Source organism: Rhodoplanes tepidamans, assembly GCF_030813915.1.
Lineage (GTDB): Bacteria > Pseudomonadota > Alphaproteobacteria > Rhizobiales > Xanthobacteraceae > Rhodoplanes > Rhodoplanes tepidamans.
The window spans coordinates 428,587-447,671 of sequence record NZ_JAUSUJ010000001.1 but is presented as its reverse complement, the minus strand read 5'-3'; the positions used below and the strand labels follow the sequence as shown (position 1 = coordinate 447,671).

The 19,085-nt window shown below is 71.8% G+C and carries 17 protein-coding genes; 10 read left to right on the top strand and 7 right to left on the bottom strand.

Annotated features, from left to right (window positions below):
• Positions 1 to 11: 11 nt before the first annotated feature.
• From J2S22_RS02045 to J2S22_RS02000, 10 genes are all read left to right on the top strand, one after another.
• Positions 12 to 710 (top strand): class I SAM-dependent methyltransferase, encoded by a 699-nt coding sequence (locus tag J2S22_RS02045; RefSeq protein WP_272776086.1) that lies wholly within the window; start codon positions 12 to 14, stop codon positions 708 to 710.
• The gene (locus J2S22_RS02040; RefSeq protein ID WP_272776085.1) at positions 707 to 1,642 is read left to right on the top strand and encodes a glycosyltransferase family 2 protein; all 936 of its coding nucleotides are present in this window, start codon (positions 707 to 709) and stop codon (positions 1,640 to 1,642) included. Before J2S22_RS02045 ends, J2S22_RS02040 begins: the two co-directional genes overlap by 4 nt.
• A gap of 14 nt (positions 1,643 to 1,656) precedes the next feature.
• On the top strand, positions 1,657 to 2,958 hold the full coding sequence (locus J2S22_RS02035; RefSeq protein ID WP_272776084.1) for a glycosyltransferase family 4 protein: 1,302 nt from the start codon (positions 1,657 to 1,659) through the stop codon (positions 2,956 to 2,958).
• A 91-nt stretch (positions 2,959 to 3,049) separates the two neighbouring features.
• On the top strand, positions 3,050 to 3,889 hold the full coding sequence (locus J2S22_RS02030; protein WP_272776083.1) for a class I SAM-dependent methyltransferase: 840 nt from the start codon (positions 3,050 to 3,052) through the stop codon (positions 3,887 to 3,889).
• Between the two features lie 121 nt (positions 3,890 to 4,010).
• On the top strand, positions 4,011 to 5,141 hold the full coding sequence (locus J2S22_RS02025; RefSeq protein WP_272776082.1) for an acyltransferase family protein: 1,131 nt from the start codon (positions 4,011 to 4,013) through the stop codon (positions 5,139 to 5,141).
• Positions 5,142 to 5,248: 107 nt separating this feature from the next.
• The gene (locus J2S22_RS02020; RefSeq protein WP_370878167.1) at positions 5,249 to 6,037 is read left to right on the top strand and encodes a glycoside hydrolase family 16 protein; all 789 of its coding nucleotides are present in this window, start codon (positions 5,249 to 5,251) and stop codon (positions 6,035 to 6,037) included.
• 111 nt (positions 6,038 to 6,148) lie between these two features.
• Positions 6,149 to 7,300, top strand: a complete 1,152-nt coding sequence (locus J2S22_RS02015) for a glycosyltransferase (protein WP_272776080.1) — start codon at positions 6,149 to 6,151, stop codon at positions 7,298 to 7,300.
• Between the two features lie 14 nt (positions 7,301 to 7,314).
• Entirely contained in the window at positions 7,315 to 8,841 is a 1,527-nt protein-coding gene (locus J2S22_RS02010) for a lipopolysaccharide biosynthesis protein (RefSeq protein ID WP_272776079.1), read from the top strand.
• A gap of 73 nt (positions 8,842 to 8,914) precedes the next feature.
• Entirely contained in the window at positions 8,915 to 10,264 is a 1,350-nt protein-coding gene (locus J2S22_RS02005) for a polysaccharide biosynthesis/export family protein (protein ID WP_272776078.1), read from the top strand.
• A gap of 410 nt (positions 10,265 to 10,674) precedes the next feature.
• A complete protein-coding gene (locus J2S22_RS02000) occupies positions 10,675 to 11,001 on the top strand; it encodes a hypothetical protein (protein WP_272776077.1) in 327 nt (108 codons plus the stop codon).
• A gap of 72 nt (positions 11,002 to 11,073) precedes the next feature.
• Here the strand turns inward: J2S22_RS02000 and J2S22_RS01995 are convergent, their stop codons facing one another.
• The 7 genes from J2S22_RS01995 to J2S22_RS01965 form a co-directional block, all read right to left on the bottom strand.
• Entirely contained in the window at positions 11,074 to 12,759 is a 1,686-nt protein-coding gene (locus J2S22_RS01995; RefSeq protein ID WP_272776076.1) for a GMC oxidoreductase, read from the bottom strand.
• A gap of 393 nt (positions 12,760 to 13,152) precedes the next feature.
• A complete protein-coding gene (locus J2S22_RS01990; RefSeq protein WP_272776075.1) occupies positions 13,153 to 13,386 on the bottom strand; it encodes a HypC/HybG/HupF family hydrogenase formation chaperone in 234 nt (77 codons plus the stop codon).
• A gap of 60 nt (positions 13,387 to 13,446) precedes the next feature.
• Positions 13,447 to 14,439: a GTP 3',8-cyclase MoaA gene (gene moaA, locus J2S22_RS01985; RefSeq protein ID WP_272776074.1), complete on the bottom strand. Its 993-nt coding sequence runs from the start codon at positions 14,437 to 14,439 to the stop codon at positions 13,447 to 13,449.
• Positions 14,433 to 15,125, bottom strand: a complete 693-nt coding sequence (locus J2S22_RS01980; protein WP_272776073.1) for a histidine phosphatase family protein — start codon at positions 15,123 to 15,125, stop codon at positions 14,433 to 14,435. Before J2S22_RS01980 ends, moaA begins: the two co-directional genes overlap by 7 nt.
• Positions 15,122 to 16,429 carry a DVU_1553 family AMP-dependent CoA ligase gene (locus J2S22_RS01975; RefSeq protein ID WP_272776072.1) on the bottom strand — a complete coding sequence of 436 codons (1,308 nt, stop codon included), beginning with the start codon at positions 16,427 to 16,429 and terminating at the stop codon, positions 15,122 to 15,124. The genes J2S22_RS01980 and J2S22_RS01975 overlap by 4 nt, the downstream gene beginning before the upstream one ends.
• A gap of 1 nt (position 16,430) precedes the next feature.
• Complete coding sequence (trsS, locus tag J2S22_RS01970; protein ID WP_272776071.1) at positions 16,431 to 17,879, bottom strand: radical SAM (seleno)protein TrsS; 1,449 nt, start codon at positions 17,877 to 17,879, stop codon at positions 16,431 to 16,433.
• Complete coding sequence (locus J2S22_RS01965; protein WP_272776070.1) at positions 17,876 to 19,078, bottom strand: DVU_1551 family NTP transferase; 1,203 nt, start codon at positions 19,076 to 19,078, stop codon at positions 17,876 to 17,878. Before J2S22_RS01965 ends, trsS begins: the two co-directional genes overlap by 4 nt.
• Positions 19,079 to 19,085: the final 7 nt, after the last annotated feature.

Here is a 19,085-nt window from a genome sequence, read left to right as displayed (position 1 = left end):
GGGACCGTGACATGAGTGTTACGAGCTGCACGTCCGGCGACAGCGGAGCGCTGGTCGCCCTGGTGCGCAGGTATCCGCGGCTGAAGCCGGTGCTGAAGAGGATGCTCGACGGCATCGGCTACGACACCGCCGACTGGATGCGCGTGGTGATGTACCGGCGGGCCTTCGAGGAGATCGAGGGCATGGGGCCCGAGACGCTCGACGTGCTGGAGATCTCCGCCGGCCCTCAATGGCGAAGGCGTTTCCGGTTCCGCTCCTACACCGAGATGAACTATCCGGACTGGGACATCTGCAGCGACCGCCGTCCGGGCTCGTTCGACCTGATCATCGCCGACCAGGTCTTCGAGCACTTGAAATGGCCGGCGCGCGCGGCTCGCAACGTCCATGCGATGCTGAGACCGGGCGGCGTCTTCTTCGTCGCTACGCCGTTTTTGGTCCGGGTCCATGCCTCGCCGATCGACTGCAGCCGCTGGACTCCGACGGGGCTATCCTGCCTGCTGCAGGAAGCGGGCTTCCCGGAGTCCGGCGTCACGACGGACTCCTGGGGAAACCGCGCCTGCCTCAAGGCGAACCTCACCCGCTGGCGAAAGCGCGGCCTGTTCGGATCGCTCGAGAACGAGCCCGATTTCCCCGTGATGGTCTGGGCGTTCGCCCGCAAGCCGGACGGCGCCGAAACGCCGGCCGTGATCGCGGAGGCCGATCCGTCATGAGCCCGGCCGCGCACGCCATGGCGACTGTCGTCCGCATCGCCCGCAACCTCGACAGGCGACGCCTGCGCGTCGCCGTCGGGATCGCCACGGCCGGCCGGCCCGCGACCCTCGCGCAGGTCGTCGCCGAGCTCGGGGCCCAGAGCCTCCGTCCCGAAGCCGTCGTGGTCTGCGCGCCGTGCGCCGCCGACACGGCGGGACTGTCCGGGCACCCGGCGCTGCACATCCTGACCGGTCCGCACGGACTCACGCGTCAGCGCAACGCCATCCTGGATCACCTGGACGGCTTCGACGTGGTGTTCTTCTTCGACGACGACTTCGTGCCCCATCCGCGCTACATTGAGGAGTGCGAGCGCCTCTTCGCCGGCCGGCCCGACGTGGTGATGACCACCGGGAGGGTCGCGTCCGACGGCATCCTCGGGCCGGGCCTCACCTTCACGGAGGCGCATGCCGCGATCGCCCGCGCCGACCCGCTCGCCGGATCTCGCCCCCCCGAGACCGTCTACAACGCCTACGGCTGCAACATGGGCGTGCGGCTCGCGCCGGTGCGGGCCAACCAGATCCGGTTCGACGAGACCCTGCCGCTGTACGGCTGGCTCGAGGACGTCGACTTCAGCCGCGCCGTCGCCCGCCACGGGACCATTCTCAAGGTGCCGACCGCCGTCGGGGTCCATCTCGGGATCAAGTCCGGGCGCCAGTCCGGCGTGAGGCTCGGATACTCGCAGATCGCCAACCCGTTGTATCTGGTCGGAAAAGGAACCTGCTCCTGGCGGAAGGCGGCGCATCTGATGAGCCGCAACGTGGCGGCGAACGTCGTGAAGTCGGTCCGCCCCGAACCTTGGGTCGATCGGATCGGCCGGGTCCGCGGCAACGGCCGCGCGCTGATCGACCTCGTCGCCGGACGGATCAGCCCGATGCGGGTGCTGGGACTGTGAGGGCCGGGATGTCCATGGCGCTCGCCACGACGGAGCGGCCGGTTCACGCGCCGGCCCTGGAGGCGGTCGGGCCTCCGGAGCGGGCGCCGTCTCCCGACCGCGTGGTCGTGATCAACGACGTGTCGGTCGCGCGGGGGGGCGCCACACGGGTCGCGCTCGGTTCGATCGATCTGCTCGAAGCGGCCGGCGTCCCGACCACCTTCGTGGCCGGCGACGGCGGCGGTCCGGCGAGCGGCCATCCATCCGGCGACACCCTCGCCCTCGGAGGACGCCATCTCCTCGACGGCAGCCTCCTGCGGAACGCCGCGTCGGGCCTCTACAACGCCCGGGCCGCGGCGAAGCTCGCGGCATGGATCGCCGAGAACGACACGCCGCGCACCGTCTACCATCTTCACGGCTGGTCGAAGGTGCTCTCGCCGGCCGTGTTCCACGCCCTGCGCCCCGTCCAGCGCCGTCTCGTTCTGTCGGCGCACGACTACTTCCTCGTCTGCCCGAACGGCGCCTACTACGACTATCGGGGCAGCAGCGTCTGCCACAGGACGCCGCTCGGCATCGCCTGTCTCACGACCGGGTGCGATCGTCGCAGCCAGCTCCACAAGCTGTGGCGTTCGTCCCGCCAGGCGATCCTGCGTCGCGTGGCCGATCTGCGACGGGTCGGGGCCGTTCTCGCCGTCCACGACGGCATGATCCCCGACCTGATCCGCGGGGGCGTCCCGGCCGAACGAATAAGGGCGCTCCGCAACCCGGTGGTTCCGTGGTCCGCGAGCCGCGTCGAGGCGGAGAGAAACAGTCTGTTCCTCTATGTCGGCCGCGTCGAGGAGGAGAAGGGCGTCGACCTCCTGGCCGCTGCGGCCCGTGATGCCGGTGTCCGGCTCGCCGTCGTCGGGCGCGGCGCGCTTCAGCCGCGCCTCGCGCATGAGTACCCCGAGGTGCGACAGCTCGGATGGAAGACGCCGGAGGAGCTCGCCGTTCTGATCCACAGCGCCCGCGCTGTCGTGATGCCGAGCCGATACCCCGAGCCGTTCGGACTGGTCGCCGTGGAAGCCGCGGCGAGCGGCCTTCCACTCGTCGTCTCGGCGACCGCGGCGATCGCCGACGAGATCGCCGGATCCGGCCTCGGCCTCGCTGCCGATCCGCGCGACCGCGCGGGCTTCGCGGCCGTGCTGACCGGTCTCGCGGCCGACGACGCCCTCGTCGCGACGATGAGCCGCCGCGGCCATGCAGAGGCCATGCGCCTCGCCCACACGCCGGCGAGCTGGGTGACCGAGCTGCTCACGATCTACGGATCGGTGCTGGAACGGAGCCGTCCGCCGTGACCCCTGCCCCGCACAGGCCGGCGGCCCCGGCGATCCGCTCGATTCTTCCCCTCGCGCGCCAGCACGGCTGGCCCACACGGAGGACCATGCGATGCGTCACGAGACCTGGACTACGATCGAGGCTTCTCCCCTGGCGATGCGGCTGTTCCGTGGCTACCACGGACTGCCCGACCCTGTCCGGGCGGTGCTGCGCTGGATCGCGATGCCGCGCTGGCAGGCAGCGGCGGCCTACGTACATGTCAGGTCGGGCGGACGCGTCCTGAGCGGGCCGTTCGAGGGAACGCAGCTCGGGCTGTCCCCGATCTCGAAGCGGAAGCTGATCGGCTACGTTCTCGGCACCCAGGAATGCGAGCTGCACGACCTGGTCGAGAGTCTCGTCGCGCGCCGCTACGAGCGCATCGTCAATGTCGGCGCAGCCGACGGCTATTACTCCATCGGCTTCGCGCGGCGACTGTCGGAAGCGACCGTGGTCGCCTTCGAGATGCTCCACGAACATCACGCCGGCATGCTCCGGGCCGCGGAGGAGAACGGCGTCGCCGACCGGTTCAGGGTCGAAGGTCGCTGCGATGCCGAAGCGCTGCGCCGCGAACTCGACGCCTCGCCGACGCGGACACTCCTCGTCGTCGACATCGAGGGCGGCGAACGGGAGCTGCTCGATCCCGAGGTCGTTCCTGGGCTCCGCCGCGCGGACCTCCTCGTCGAGACCCACGACGCCCTGGTGCCGGGATGCACCAGGGCGCTGATCGACCGGTTCGAGGCCACTCACGACATCGAGCGCGTCGCCGCCCGACCGAGAACGCTCGCGAACTTCCCCCGCGACGCGCTGCCGCTCCTCCCGAGATACCTGCCCGGCACCGCCGTGGAGCTGATGAACGAGCGCCGCACCGGCGTGCAGGAGTGGCTCCAGCTCACGGCGCGGGCCACGGCGTGAAGCGCGCACCGCTCGACGGCGGCCCCGACGCGTTCGGCCGGCCGGACTCCGGTCCGCGAGATGGGCCGATGCATCGCCGGGACGTCGTTCGATGGGTTCCTTCTCGAGGAAGGAGTGGTGAATGAACAGGCTGGCATCTATTCAGGTCCTGCGCGGCGTGGCCGCCGTCCTGGTGGTGGTGGACCATGCGCTGGCCTGGTCGGCGCCCTGGGCCGGCTATTCCGATCGGATCGTCGCCACGGCCGAGCATGTCGGCCTCGTCGGAGTCTGGGTCTTCTTCGTGATCAGCGGCTACATCATGGTTCGGACGACGGACGGCGAGTTCGGACGTCCGGGCGCCCGGGTCCGGTTCCTGCTGAAACGGATCGTTCGCATCGTTCCGCTCTATTGGATCGCCACCTTCGTCGAGATCGCCTTGCGGGCACGGACCGGCAGGGCACCGCCGCTCGACGAGATCGCCGCGTCGCTCCTGTTCCTGCCGTATGTCGATCCGGTTCCGGCCGCCAGCATCCGGCCGGTTCTCGGCGTCGGCTGGACGCTGATCTACGAGATGTTCTTTTATGTCATGTTCGCCCTCGTGATGGTCTGGCGGCGGCAGCGCGGCTTGTCGATCCTCGCGCTGATCATGCTGGCCATCGTGGCGGCCGGGACCCTCCTGAAGCCGCTGAGCGACACGTCGTCGCCGACGACGGTGGCGACCTACATCTCGGATCCGATCATCCTCCTGTTCACCCTCGGCGTCCTGGTCGGGCGCTGCAGCGAAGCGGGCGTCCAGGCGCCCTGGGCCACCACGCTCGCCTTGATCAAGGCCGGTGTCGCGCTCGCGCTGGCGATCGCGATGTTCGTGGCCTTCGTCGCACCGGCGCAATCGCCTCTCGCGTGGCGGTCGGCGTTCTGGCTGCTCTGTGTCGCGGCCGTCGCGGTCTGTGCATTCGCCGGGCAGGATCGCGAGACCGCCTGGCAGCGACCGCTCGTCTGGCTCGGCGACGCGTCCTACAGCATCTACCTGTTCCACTTCTTCTGGATCATCGGATTCAACAAGCTGTGGCTCGCGCTGGTCGGCGAGCGGGCCCCCCTCGCCTTCGTGATCCTGGCCGTGCCCGGGGCCATAGCGGTCGGTTGCATCGTCCATGTCGTGCTGGAGCGCCCGTTGACGGCCTGGCTCGGCAGGCGGCTGTCCCGACGCCCTGCTTCGGCGGACGAGCGTCCGGTCCGCGGTGCACGGGTTCTTCAGGACCCGTCCGTGCCATGAGCAAGCGACCCGACCGGGCTTACGCCGCCTCGTCCGCATCGGGATCCCCGATCTCGCGGCGCAGCGGTCCCTCCGTGGCGCGACGGTGGGTGCTCCTGCCCGTGCTGATGCTCGCGGTGCTGCTCGGCGCCTCCGCCCGAAGCAGCGAGGATGCCGCGGACACCGGCGAGGCCGGGAGCGAGATCGACCTCGATCGCTACGTGATGACATTCGACGAGCCCTTCGACTCGCTCGACGTGTCGGCCTGGGGCCCGGGCACGCGGTGGATCGCGCATACGCCGTGGAACGGCGACTTCGGCGACGCGAAGTTCGCCGATCCGAAACCCGGCTTCCCGTTCACGGTCGACGGGGGGCTGCTGCGCATCGAGGCGCGGAAGAGCGCCGGCGGGCGCTGGTCCTCGGGATTGCTCGCCTCCGTCGATCGAAACGGCAACGGCTTCGCGCAGCAGTACGGCTACTTCGAGATGCGGGCCAGGTTCCCGCCGGGAAAGGGACTGTGGCCGGCATTCTGGCTGATCGGTCTCGACCGCACCACCCACACGTCGGAGATCGACGTGGTCGAGCATTACGGCCATGCACCGGAGCGCTACACCGCGTCCGTGCACGTGTGGAACCGGCGCGTTCCGAAGGAGAGCCGCAGCGAGCACCGACGCATCCCGGTCGCCGCGGGCTCGCTCTACGACGACTTCCACACCTACGGCGCCGGCATCGATCCCGACTGGATCCGCATCTATTTCGACCGGCGCGAGGTGTGGCGGACGCCGACTCCGAAGGAGCACCGTCAGCCCATGTATCTGCTGCTCGACCTCGGCCTCGGCGGAGGATGGCCGATCGACGCGGCACCGAGCCCGTCATTCATGGTGGTGGACTATGTCCGGGCCTGGAAGCCGAAATAGCCGCGGCGATTGCGGCCGGCGGACGGCCCGCGTCGCGGGGCGGACATGCGATCCGGAACGGGATGCGTCTCCCGGGCTTCCGGCGACACGACGTCGAGGAACGGAACGCCGATGAAGATCCTGTTCGCCAGCGGAACGCCTCATCTCCCTCAGGTGCTCGGCGGTCTCGAGACCAACACGCACGAGATGGCGGGCGAGCTCATCCGGCGCGGGCACGACGTCGCGGTGCTGGCTAAGCTCTCCTGCCGGGACGTCGACGGTGCCACGAGGGCGCTCACGAGCAGGCTTTGCGGCCGCTCCTTCGTCGCCGACGATGCGCTCGGCTACCGTGTGTACCGGGCGCGCGCTCCGGCCCGGGCGATCGCCGACATCGACCGCCCCGACGTCGCCGTGATCCAGAACGGGCATCCCCTGGCGATGATCGAGGCGCTGGCGCGGCGCGACGTCCCGATCGTCGTCTATCATCACGGCCTCGGCTTCGAGCGATGGACCGAGGTCGATCCCCGCTGCGATCCGCGCGTTCTCCCGGTGGCGCGATACGTCTCGAACTCCCGCTTCACGGCGCGCCGATTCGAGGCGCGCTACGGCCTCGCCTCCGACGTGATTCCGCCTGTCTTCCGCGCGAGCCGATACCGGACCGAGCGACGGAGTACCTTCGTCACCTTCATCAACCCGGTTCCCGAGAAGGGCGTCGATCTTGCGCTGGCGGTCGTCGACCGGCTCCCCGCGGTCCGGTTCTGCTTCGTCAAGGGCTGGCCGCTGTCGGTGCGGGCCGAGATCGCTCTCCGGCGCGCCGTGGCGCGACGCCCCAATCTGACGCTGCGCGGGCGATCGGATCCGAAGGCCATCTTCGCCGACACCCGGCTGCTGATGGTCCCCAGCCAGTGGGAGGCGGAGACATGGGGGCGCGTCGTCTCGGAAGCACAGTTCAGCGGCATTCCGGTGGTGGCGACCGACCGGGGCGGACTGCCGGAGTCGGTCGGGCCGGGCGGAACCATCTTCGCGATGGACGCCGACGTCGCACGCTGGAGCGCCGAGGTCGATCGCCTGTGGCACGATCACACCTACTATGCCGAAAAATCGGCGGCGGCGCTCGCCCACGCGGCGCGCCCGGAGCTCGACATCGAGCGACAGCTCTCACGTTTCGAAGCGATCCTGGAAGATTGCCGACCGGCCGTGTCCCGAGACACCGGTCCCGGCGGACAGCACCAGGCCGAGAGCCTTCGCCGGCCGCTCGCGGCCGGCCTGGTCTCGGCGAGATGAGGTGACGATCCACCGTGCCGTCGAACCTCGCGAGAAACTCGGTCCTCGGCGCACTGGCGGGCAGCGCGACCACGCTCGGCAGCTTCCTGAGCGGCGTCGTGGTCGCGCGCGCCCTCGGGGCGGAGGGATCCGGGGTCGTCTCGTACGCGGTGTGGCTCGTGCTGATGGCCGTCCCCGTCGTCGATCTCGGCACCTCGTCGGCCGTCGTCCGGTACGTCTCGGAGCTGCGCGGCCGCGGCGAGGCCGACCAGGCCCGCCGCATCTCGCAGCACCTGCTCCGGGTTCTGACCGCCTCCGTCGCCGCCGTCGCGGTGATCGCGCTGGCGACCGGCCTTCTGTTGCGCGGGACCCCGACCACGTGGATCGTTGGCACGGCCACCGGCCCGGCGACCGCGATGCTCGGACCGCTGATCGTCGCCTTCGTCGCGGCGCAGGCGTTCGGAGCGTTCAACCTCGCCTATCTGCGAGGTCTCCAGGACTTCGGCACGATCGCCCGCCTGTCGCTCGCGTCCTTCGTCCTCCAGATCGTCGGCGTCACCGCCGGGAGCCTGCTGTTCGGCGTGGTCGGAGCGGTGGCGGGCTATGCCGCCGGCCAGGTCCTCTCGGCCGCTGCGGCGGCACGCCGGCTGTCCGGATCAGGAGGGCCGCCGGACGACATGGTGCGCGATCGCGTCCGCCGATTCTCCCGCTACGCCTGGGCCGCCAACATCACCAATGCGCTGGTGTGGTCACGCGCGGAGTTCTTCTTCCTCGAGCGGGCCTGGGGCCACGAGGCGGTCGCCATGTTCGCCGTCGCGCTCGCCCTCACGGCGCTCGCGTCGCAGGGGCCGCTCCTGCTCACCACGGGCGTCCTGTCCTTCTTCGCGGAGCAGCACGGCCGCCGCGAAGAAACCGCGCTGATGAACGCCATGGCGACCGGCACGCGCCTGCTCGCCGCGCTCGCGTTTCCGGCCTGCCTCGGCATGGCGGCCGTGATGCCGCTGCTCCTGCCGCTCGTCTATGGCGACGCGTTCACGCCCGCCGTACCGGCCGCCATCATCCTCGCCTGCGCGGCCGCCGTCGGGGTGACGAGCGTGATGGCCACCAACCTGGTGCAGGCGGTCGAGCGCAACGACTTCGTGTTCTTCAGCTCGCTGTTCGGCGCGGCGCTCGCCCTGGCCGCCGGACTGCTGCTGGTGCCCGCCTTCGGGGTGATCGGTGCCGCCGTATCGCGCACCGTGATCCAGCTCGCCATGGTGACGGTCGGCCTGTGGTTCGTGGTGACCCGCCTGAAGTGCCCGGTTCCGTTCGGCGCGCTGGGCCGCCTGGCGATCGCGGCGGCCGTGGCCGCCCTCGTCGCCCTCGCGGTGGTGGCGGCGGCCCGGCACGCGGCGGCGCTTCCGGTGGCCGTGGCGGCGGCCGTGGGCGCCTACATCGTCGCGCTGAGAGCCACCCGTGCCCTGCCGGAGGCCGACATCGCCCTGCTGCTCGGGCTCGCCGGAAGGCTGCCGGTCCCGCTCCGCGCGACGGCCGGCCGGGTGCTGGCCTTCGTGCGCGGTTGAGGGCCGGAGCGGACGACCACGGTCGGCGTCCTTTGCCGGGCGACGATCGAGAACCAGATCGATGGAGCTGTGGATGACCAACCAGATCGAAGGACGAGCGAGCGGAGTGCAAACGGCGGTCCGCCATCGCCTCGTCGACCGGCTCGACCGCCGCACCAGCCGGTTCGTCTCGGCCCTCCTGGCCGCCGCGGTCGCGCTGTGGCCGCCGACGGCGCCGGCCGAGCCCTACAGGCTCGGCCCGCAGGACAAGCTCCGCCTGAAGGTCATCGAATGGCGTGCCGGCAAGGGCGAGTATCAGGAGTGGCTTCCCCTCAATGCCGAATACGTCGTCAACATGGCCGGCAATCTCGCGATTCCGCTGATCGGCGAGGTCCCCGCGGCCGGCCGGACCACCGGTGACGTCGCGACCGCCATCTCCGACGCGCTCCAGCGCCGGGCGGGCCTCGCCAGCCGGCCGGACGCCGCCGTCGAGATCGTGCAGTACAGGCCCGTCTATGTCGTGGGCGAGGTCGAGCGGCCCGGCGAGTACGCCTATCGTCCGGATCTCACGCCGTTGCAGCTGCTCGGGCTCGCGGGCGGCATGCAACGCGTCTCGGAGGCGGGACTCATCCGGCTGGAGCGCGACAGAATCGTCGCCGCCGGCAGCTTGGAGAGCGCCCGCCTCGAACTTCGACGCAATCTCGCCCGCCGCGCCCGCCTCGAGGCGGAGCTCGAGGACAAGCCGTCACTCCGCCACCCGTCCGAGCTGCCGCAGGACGAGGAATCGACGCGACTGATCGCCGACGAGACCACCCTCCTGCGGTCCCGACGCGACGCGCTGCAGTCGCAGCTCACGGCGCTCTCCGAGCTCGAGATGCTGTACGCCAAGGAGGTCACGTCGCTCACCAACAAGATCGCCAGCCAGCAGAAGCAGATCGCCCTGGCCCACCGCGAGCTGAAGAACGTCGGGTCGCTGGTCGAGAAGGGACTGGCCGTGAACGCGCGGGAGTTCTCGATGCAGCGCACCGTGGCGGAGCTCGAAAGCAAGCTGCTCGACTTCGAGACGGCGTCCCTGCGCGCCCAGCAGGAAGGCCGCAAGGCCGCGCGCGACGCCACCGACCTGCGCAAGGAGAGGCGCGCCAAGATCGTCGCGGAGCTGCAGGAGACCCGCGGCGCGATCGAGCAGCTCGGTGCCAGGCTGAACACCGCGAACGCGCTGATCGACGAGGCGACCGTGACGGCGCCGCGGCTCACGCTCGAGCGCGCCGCCTCGGCCGTCCGGGTTCCGGTGTTCTCCGTCGTCCGTACGACCGGATCGACGCGCGCGGAGATCGCCGCCGACGAGAACACTCCGCTCGCGCCCGGCGACGTGCTCCGGGTCGAGAAGGAGACCCGGCCCCCCACGTCGACGGTCGGCGCGCTGCGCCCGGCCGAACCGAGGTGACGTGCACGTCGGTCTCCGAACAGCGTGCCCCGGCGTTCACGGCATGGGGGGAGCCGCGACGCGGGCACATCGCCGACGCGTCCGGCAGGCCCGCCACGAAGTCGAAACATCCTTCACGAAGTCGTAAGAACTCCGAAGCTTGCCGCCTACGGTAAGGCGGTAGCGCAAGACGTACCGATTCGTTCCACAATGAGCCGATTGTCCGGAATTCGGACGCCGGGACTGTATCGCGGTGCGTTGAACAACCGCTATTGGCCTCACCTTAAGGAGAAATCCTCTTTCGGACGATTCGTCGACTCGGCATACTGACCTCGTGTCCCGATCGGCTGGCGCGAAGAACGGCCTCGATCCCCGCGCGGGATGCGCCGCACGAACACGCGTCGCGGACCGACGCGTTGCACGAGGACGCGATGACAAGCCTCGCCGTCTTTTTTCTTTTCGGCTGCCTCCTCGGGCTCTTTCTCGCCGTGCCCGGCCTCGTCCTGGCCTCGGTCGCGGCGCTCGCTCTGTACGCGGGGGGCATCGCGTGGCTCGGGCTGCCGCTCTCGGAGATCCTCGTTTCGATGGTGGTCGCCGCGGTCGCGATTCAGGTCGGATACTTCGCTGTCGTTCTTTTCCGCTTGGCGACGGGCCGTCGGTTCGGCGCGCCGAGATCCGCACGCGAGCCGGGCGCCCGGGACCAGCGCGCGGATCTGCACGGAAGTCTCACGGAGCTTCAGAACAAGAACCACTCGTGATCGACCCGGACGGTCGCTGCCGCGGAGTCCGGTCGGCCTCGACGGCGGTCATGAGTGCGACGCAAGGCGCCGTCATCCCGCACGTGCGGGCGTTATCGCGTCGGCGATCGGCTTCGCCGCCGCCCAGGCGAGATGCTCGGCGAGCCTGACCGCGAGCACGACGGCCGAGAACGTCGGATTGGCGTGACCGCTCGTGGGGAATACGGACGGCCCCGCGACATAGAGGTTGGAGGTGCCGTGAACACGGCACTGCTCGTCCACGACGCCCGACCGCGCATCCCGCGACATTCGGGTGGTTCCGATCTGATGAAAGCCGTCCCACGCCTGGTCCGACACGCTCTGTTCGAGCTCGTCTTCCGGCGACACGAACTCGAATCGTCCGAGGCGGGTTCGACCGAACCATCGCGCGACGATGCGATGCGCCTCCACCACCGACGCGAAGTCCCGCGGCGCGAAGCGCAGATCCACCTTGGCACGGCGCACGCCGTAGCGGTCCCGCGCCTCCGACAGAGTGACGGTGCTTTCCGCCAGCGGCGTCTGCTCGCTCGAGAACCGAAGCGAATAACGATCGTCCGGGGTTCTGTGGAAGAAGTGGGGACCGCGTGTGATACCCGGCAGGACCGAGGCCGCCAGCCTGGCGAGGCCCGTCGCGGCATCCGGCAGGTGTGAAGCGACGTTGGCTGCGTGGTCGATGCGCCGGCTGGCCGAAAGGCGCCGCACCATCGCCGGAGCCGGTCCGGCCGAGAGATCGTCGACACCGCCTCGCAGAAGATGAATCGCCGAGAGCATGCCGCTGCGATGCCACGGATCGCCGAGGGGACGATTGTCGAGCCACATCGAGATGTTGCGCAGCCCGAGCGAGTCCTGGAGCCCGGCAGCGACGGTGAGCCGACGGCGCACGAACACGCCGTCGGGATCGCGTCGAAACTGGACGGAGTCTGCGAAGGACCGGTCGGTGATCTCGACGCGGGCGATCGATCCCGCGAGATGCCCCATGTAGTAGCGCCCCAGCGCAGGCCCTCCGAAGCGCTCGCCCGCATGAATTCGCGTGTTGAGGAGAAGGCGGGTCGTCTCGACTCCACCCGCCGCCAGGACGAAACGGCCGGCGCGAACGTGGTGCTCGTGATCGCCGCTCCGCACGACGAGCGCTTCCGCGTCGCCGTTCTCGGCCCGAACGATGCGGACGACCGTGCAGCCGAGATAGACGCGCAGTCGTTCGGAGCGTTTCAGACAGCGGCCGTGAACGATCCGAAGCCGCCGCTGTCGGCTCCATCGCTCGACGTTCGAGACGAGGATCTCGTGGGGGCTGCCTGGAAGATCGAGACGTGACCGGAACTCGGCCTTGCCGCAGTCGAGAAACCGGGCGGCCCGCTCGAAGTGCCGGCCGAACTCCGCGTATCCGATCGGCCATCCAGTGTCGCGGATGGCGGGCCGCGGCGAGAAATCGATGTCTTCGAGAGGCACGCAGCGGCCGCCCCACCGCTCGGACGTTCCGCCGAGCCCGCGCCAGACGGTCCTGGCCGCAGGCGCATGCCTGCGTTCGTCGACGATATCCAGCGCGGCTAGCGCCTGCGCTTCCGAGCAGTTCCTCTGCAGACCGGATTCGAGGAGCACGACCCGAAGCCCGCGCGCTTCGCATTCGAGGCTCACGGCGAGGCCGACGGGGCCGGCACCGACAACACAAACATCCGCGAATGGGATCGAGGACGATGCCGTTTCGGTGGCGATCATACGGCCCGCCATGCTCCGTTCGATCACGTCGCTGTCGGCGACGCATCTGAAGTCGTCATGTCCTCCGCAAGGGTGAGCCGACCGGCAACACCGGTCAAGCAGAACGATTGTGCATTTTTTTGGAGCACATCCTCGACGACATCGGCGAGACCTCGAGTCCCACTGTTCGGTCGGCGGTGCAGTGCTTTGCGAGAACGTCGATCACGAGCAGCGAGCCCGATCGAGCCAGGTCTCTGAAACTCGGCATTTTCCTCCAAGAATGGGTAATCCCCTTGGGCGTGCCAGTGAACCGCCCGTGTCCGAACGCATTTTCGAACGCCTTCGATACCGCACCGACTGGCCCCGTCGCGGCGCCGGGCCGCCGGTCCCGACTGTGATACCGCCGATGCCGGATGGGCGAAGCAGCCGGATCGCCACCCGTCAGGGGGCCGCCGGCGGCCGTGTGCCCGCCTCGGCGAGCAGCGCCAGGGTGCGCTCGGCCTCGGCGGCGTCGATCTTCGCCAGCGCGTAGCCGACATGCAGCACCACGTAGTCGCCCGGCGCGACGCCCTCGACCAGCGCCACCGAGATCACCTTGCTCACCCCGTCGAGGCTCACCTTCGCCATCCCATCGGGCAGCAGCGCCGTCACCCGGGCCGGTATCGCGAGGCACATGGAAGGCTCCTTCACATCGCTCGGCGGACTGCGGCGCGGGCCGGCACGGCCCGCCGCATCTCAGCCCCCGGTCACGCTCATGTGGCGGGCGAGCGCCGGGCGCGACCCCGCGTCCGCACGCCCCGCGAAGTCGTGGCCCTTCGGCTTTCTCAGGACCGCGGCGCGGATCGCCGCGTCGAGCGCGGCGTCGCTCTCGCGGCCACGCAACAGCGGCGCGAGCTCGACGGCGTTCTCGCGGCCGAGGCAGAGATAGAGGCGCCCCGTGCAGGTGAGGCGCACGCGGTTGCAGGTCCGGCAGAAGTCGTGGACGCGGGGCGCGATGAAGCCGAGCCGGCCGCCTGTCTCGGCGACCCGCACCCAGCGGGCCGGCCCGCCGGTGCTGAACGGGATGTCGACGAGCGTGTAGCGAGCCGCGAGCCGCGCCCGCACCAGGCCGAGCGGCACGAGGCGGTCGCCGCCCCAGCGGTCGACCTCGCCGAGCGGCATCACCTCGATCAGCACCAGATCCATCCCCTGCCCGTGCGCCCAGGCGAGGACGTCGCCGATCTCGTCGTCGTTGATGCCGGCCAGCACCACGGTATTGATCTTCACGGTGAGGCCGGCCCGCCGCGCCGCCGCGATGCCGCCGAGCACGTCGGCGAGCTCGCCGCGCCGCGTGACCTCGCGGAACACGTCGGGGCGCAGCGTGTCGAGCGACACGTTGACCCGGCGGATTCCGCGCGCGGCGAGCGCCGCGGCGTGGCGCGCCAGCTGGGCACCGTTGGTGGTCAGCGTCAGCTCGTCGAGGGCGCCCTCGGCGAGATGGCGGGCGAGCGAGCCGATCAGGTCGACGACGCCGCGGCGGACCAGCGGCTCGCCGCCGGTGAGCCGCAGCTTGCGCACGCCGAGCCGCACGAAGGCGGAGCACAGGCGGTCGAGCTCCTCCAGGCCGAGCACGTCGGCCTTCGGCGCGAAGCGCATGTGCTCGGCCATGCAGTAGCGGCAGCGGAAGTCGCAGCGGTCGGTCACCGAGACGCGCAGATACGTGATGGCGCGGCCGCAGGCGTCTAGCATCGCAGCGTCTCCGGAACGGCGCCGGCCGACATGGCGGACGGCTTGGCGGACGGCACCGCCGGCTGCGCCGGCGCGAGGGCCGCTGCAGGCGCCGACAGCGCGTCGAGCAGCCGGACCACCGGCCCCTGCCGGCCGATCTCGATCAGGGTGACGCCGCCCGGCGTCTGGGCGAGGCGGAACAGGTTGGCGAGCGGCAGGCCGAGCACGTCGCACAGGATCACCCGGTTGACGCCGGCGTGCCCGGCGATCGCCACCGCGTCCTCGGGCCCGGCCAGGATGGTGCGCCAGCAGGGCAGCACCCGGGCGGCGAGGTCGGCGAAGCTCTCGCCGCCGGGCGGCCGGAAGCCGGCGAGGTCGCGGCCGCGCGCCGCGTAGGCGCCCGGCTGCTGTGCCGCCACGGCGCGGCGGGACAGCCCCTCCCAGTCGCCCATGTCGATCTCGGCGAGCGCGGACGCGACCCGCACCGGGATGCCGCGGCCGGCGGCGAGCAGCGCGGCGGTGCGGCGCGAGCGCGCGAGGCCGCTACACCAGATCGCGTCGAGCGGCCGGCCGGCGAGCCCCGCCGCGAGCGTCACGATGCGGGCCTCGCCGGCGGCGCTCATCGGCAGGTCGGTCCGCCCGACGAAGCGCTCGGCCCCGTCGCCCTCGACCTCGCCGTGACGGACCAGCAGGACGGAGCGCGTCATGCCGCCCTCCCCAGCAGCCGCCGCTTGCCGTCGTGACGGACGGCACCGACCAGCGCGACCCGCACCGTCACGGCGCCGCGAGCGATCGCGGCGCGCAGCGGCGGCGCGCCGTCGACGGCGAGCCGCACGGCGGCGAAGGTCCGCGGCGTGCACAGACGCGCCGGGATCGCCACCGCGAGGTCGAGCGCCAGCGGATCGCCGCCGTCGACCCGGGCCGTGAAGTCCGCCACGGCCGGCACGGCGAACAGCGCGTCGTCGAGCCCCTCCAGCGTGAGGGCGCCGCCGCCCGGCAGCGGCACCGCCGCGCCGATGCGGCCGGAGAAGTCGGCGAGCCGGCGCAGCACCGAGCCGCAGGCGCACGGCGCCTCGATCAGCCGGGCGAGGTCGCCGGTGCGGTATCGCACCAGCGGCACGGCGCGCGGCTGCAGCGTGGTGACGACCACCTCGCCGAGGGCGCCCGGCGGCCGCGGCGCGCCCGTGTCGGGATCGACGATCTCGACGAACAGATCGGCCTCGCGCAAATGGCATCCGGCATGCCGCGCGCAGTCGACGGCACCGCCGTAGCCGGTCTCGGTCATGCCCCAGTGGTCGTGCACGCCGCAGCCCCAGGTCTGCGCGAGCGCCCGCGCCACCGCGGGCGACAGGCGCTCGGAGCTGGCGAGCGCCGCGCGCAGCCGCACCGGCGCGCCGCCGTCGATGGCGTGCTCACGGGCGATGGCGAGCAGGCGGACCGGCGGGCCGGCGACGACCATCGGCCGTGCCGCCCGGATCATCGCGGCGGCCTCGGCGGCCGTCGCGGTCGCGGGGATCGGCATCGGCACCGCTCCGAGCCGCCGCAGCGCCGTCGACAGGGCGTCGCCGACGCTGCCGGGCCGCTCGCCCGCGAACAGGATGGCGACGCGGTCGCCGGCGCGGGTGAACAGGCCCATGCCCTGGCCGAAGAAATCGAGCGTCGCCTCGAGCTCGTCCGCCGTGAAGTGCAACCGCTTGGGAACGCCGCTGGTGCCCGAGCTCGGCAGCGTGACGATGCGGGCGACCTCGCTCTGGGACAGCGCGACCAGCGGCGGATCGTTGCGCAGCAGATCGGACGGCCGGGTGAAGGGCAGCCGCGCGACGTCCTCGCGCGAGGCGATCGACAGGTCGGGCCAGTCCGGCCGCGTGCGGTAGAACGGGCTCGTCGCGCGTGCGGCCGCGACCCGCTCGGCGAGGCGGGCGACCTGCCACGCCTCGACCGCCTCGCGCGTGAGCGGCAGGGCGAGGCCCATGCGGCGCGCCGTCCACGCGTCGAGCGTCGCCGCGCCCATCTCAGGCCCCCGCGAGGACGCGCGCCGCCACGACGGCGGCCCGCGCCGGCCGCGCCGGAGCGGCGGGCCGGTAGAGCGAGCGCCCGCTGAGGTCGGTGAGATTGTAGGCGCAGAACGGCACGATCCGCCGGTCCGGCGCGACGACGTGGATGTGGCACTGGCGGACCCGGTCGAGGTCGAGCGTCCAGGCGTCCTGGAACGCCATGCCGGACAGGCCGAGCGTGCGCGAGCGCGCGGCCAGCACGGTGTCGAACGCATCGAGGCCGGCGGCGTCGCTGCGCTCGGGCGCCCGCCACTGCCCGGCGACGTAGCGCCGTGCCCGCGCGACGTCGGCGCTCGGGCGCGCCGGACTGCAGCACGAGCCGGCCTCGCCCGCCGGCGGCCCGGGCTCCGCCGCGACGCCACAGCAGGAGCGCGGGGCGTCGCGCTCGGCCCGCAGCCGGCCGGAGCCGTCGACCCGGAAGCGGCCGCTGAACGAGCAGTACGGGTTCTCCACCGAGCCGGGCCGGAAGTCGTCGAACCGGAGGGTGCCGCACCCGTGCGCCACCAGCCGGTCGACGATCTCGGGCAGGGTGATGCGGGTGGCGGCCGACGGCTCCGGACAGCGGCCGAAATAGCTGATCGGCTGGAAGTGCACGGCCCGCACCTCGGGCAAACGCGCCACCGCGAAATCGACGATGGCGCCGATCTCGCGGTCGTTGACGCCCGGCACCACGGTCGGCACCAGCACGACGCCGATGCCGACATTGCCGCAGCGCGCCACCGCGAGCTCCTTCAGGGCGGCGAGCCGCGCACCCCGGATCCGCCGGTGCACGGCGTCGCTCACGCCGTCGAACTGAAGGAACACGCAGTCGAGCCCGGCCGCGGCGAGCGCGTCGACATAGTCGGGATCCTGCGCGAGCCGCACGCCGTTGGTGTTGAGCTGGACGAAGTCGAAGCCGCGCGCCCGGACCCGCCGCACGATCTCGGGCAGGTCGTCGCGCACGGTCGGCTCGCCGCCGGAGATCTGGACATGGACGCGGGCCCCGGTGGCTTCGGCGAGCGCGTCGAGCCAGCCGTCGATCTCGGCCAGGCTCGCGTCGCGGCCGTGCCGGCTGGCCGAGGCGAAGCACACCGGACAGGCGAGATCGCAGCGCGACGTCACCTCGAGCAGCACGCAGCAGCTCTGCTGGCGATGATCCGGGCAGAGGCCGCAATCGTGCGGGCAGCCCTTGTCCACCGGCGTGGCGCAGACCGGCGGCCGCGCCAGGGCGCGCGCCCCCTCGCCCCATCGCACGTAGCTCGCCAGGCCGCGCCACACCGGCACCGAGAAGGTGCCGTGCGACCGGCAGGTCTTGACGAGGTGGACGGCGTCACCGACGGCGCGACGCACCGCCGGGATGGTGGCGAGACAGACCGGGCAGACGCTCTCGGTCGGCTCGTCGGGAAACGTGCAGCAGGCGGACGTCATGGCGCGGCCCTCCCGGTGGCGCGCCGTGCCGCGACGGCAGGCGGACGCATCGCGGCCGCCGAGCCACGGCGGCCGCCGAGCCGCAGCACGACGGCGTCGAGGATCGCCTCGGCGGTGGCGAGCCGGCGCCGCGCGCCGGCGATGGCGGCCGGGTCGTCGCGGAAGCGCGCGAGCCCGGGGGCGAAGCGCTCGGCGAGCGTGACGCGGCGCTCGCCGGCGACCAGCTTGTCGGCGAGATGGACGATCACGGCCTCGTCGAGGGTCTCGCCATCGAACGCGATCTCCATATGGCGGGCGACGATGCGGGCGACCTCGGGGAAGCCGAAGGCGCGCAGCATCGCGGCCCCGGTCTCGGCGTGGTGGTCGCGGCCCTTGGCGATGTCGTGCACCAGCGCGCCGGCCCGGACCAGGTCGACGTCGAGGCGCAGGCCGGCGGCGACGAGCCGTTCGGCCAGCGTCACGGCGAGCGCCGCCACGGCGCGGCCATGGGCCCGCACCGACGCGCCGGTGGCGGCGGCGTCGAGCATCGCCTCGCACTCTTCCGGGTCGGGCGCGCGATCGTGCGCCAGCGCCGCGACGAGGCACCGATAGTCGGCCGGATGGTCCATGTCGCGCAGGCTGCCGCGATCGAACACCACGAGCTCGCGCACCGCCGAGGGACGGGCCGCTTCGTGAGCCTCCAGCACGCCGCGCAGGCTGCCGCCGGGATCGGCCCGGCCGATCGTGTCGAACAGCGCGGCGGCGATGAAGGGGGGATGCCCGCGCACGCCCCGGAAGGCCGGATGGAGAATGGCGGCGCCGGTCTCCACCGCGGCGGCGGCGATGCGGGCCAGGGTCGTGGCGCGCAGCAGCGGGATGTCGACCGGCAGCAGCAGGCATCCGGCGACGCCGATTGGCAGCGAGCCGATGCCGACCTGCACGCTCGAGAACATGCCGCGGTCGACATCGGGGTTGCGCACCGCGACGGCGCCCAGCCGCGCCGCGGCCTTGGTCGTCTCGTCCGCCTTGTGGCCGACCACCACGTGGATGCGGTCGATGCCGGCGGCGCGCAGGCGGCCGACGACGTGATCGAGCACGGTCGCGGCGCCGCCGAACGGCAGCAGCGGCTTGAACGCCCCCATGCGGGTCGAGCGGCCGGCGGCGAGCACGACGGCGGCGACTTCGGGGCGGAGCGGAACGGCGCGCGGGCGGCAGGACATCGGCCCC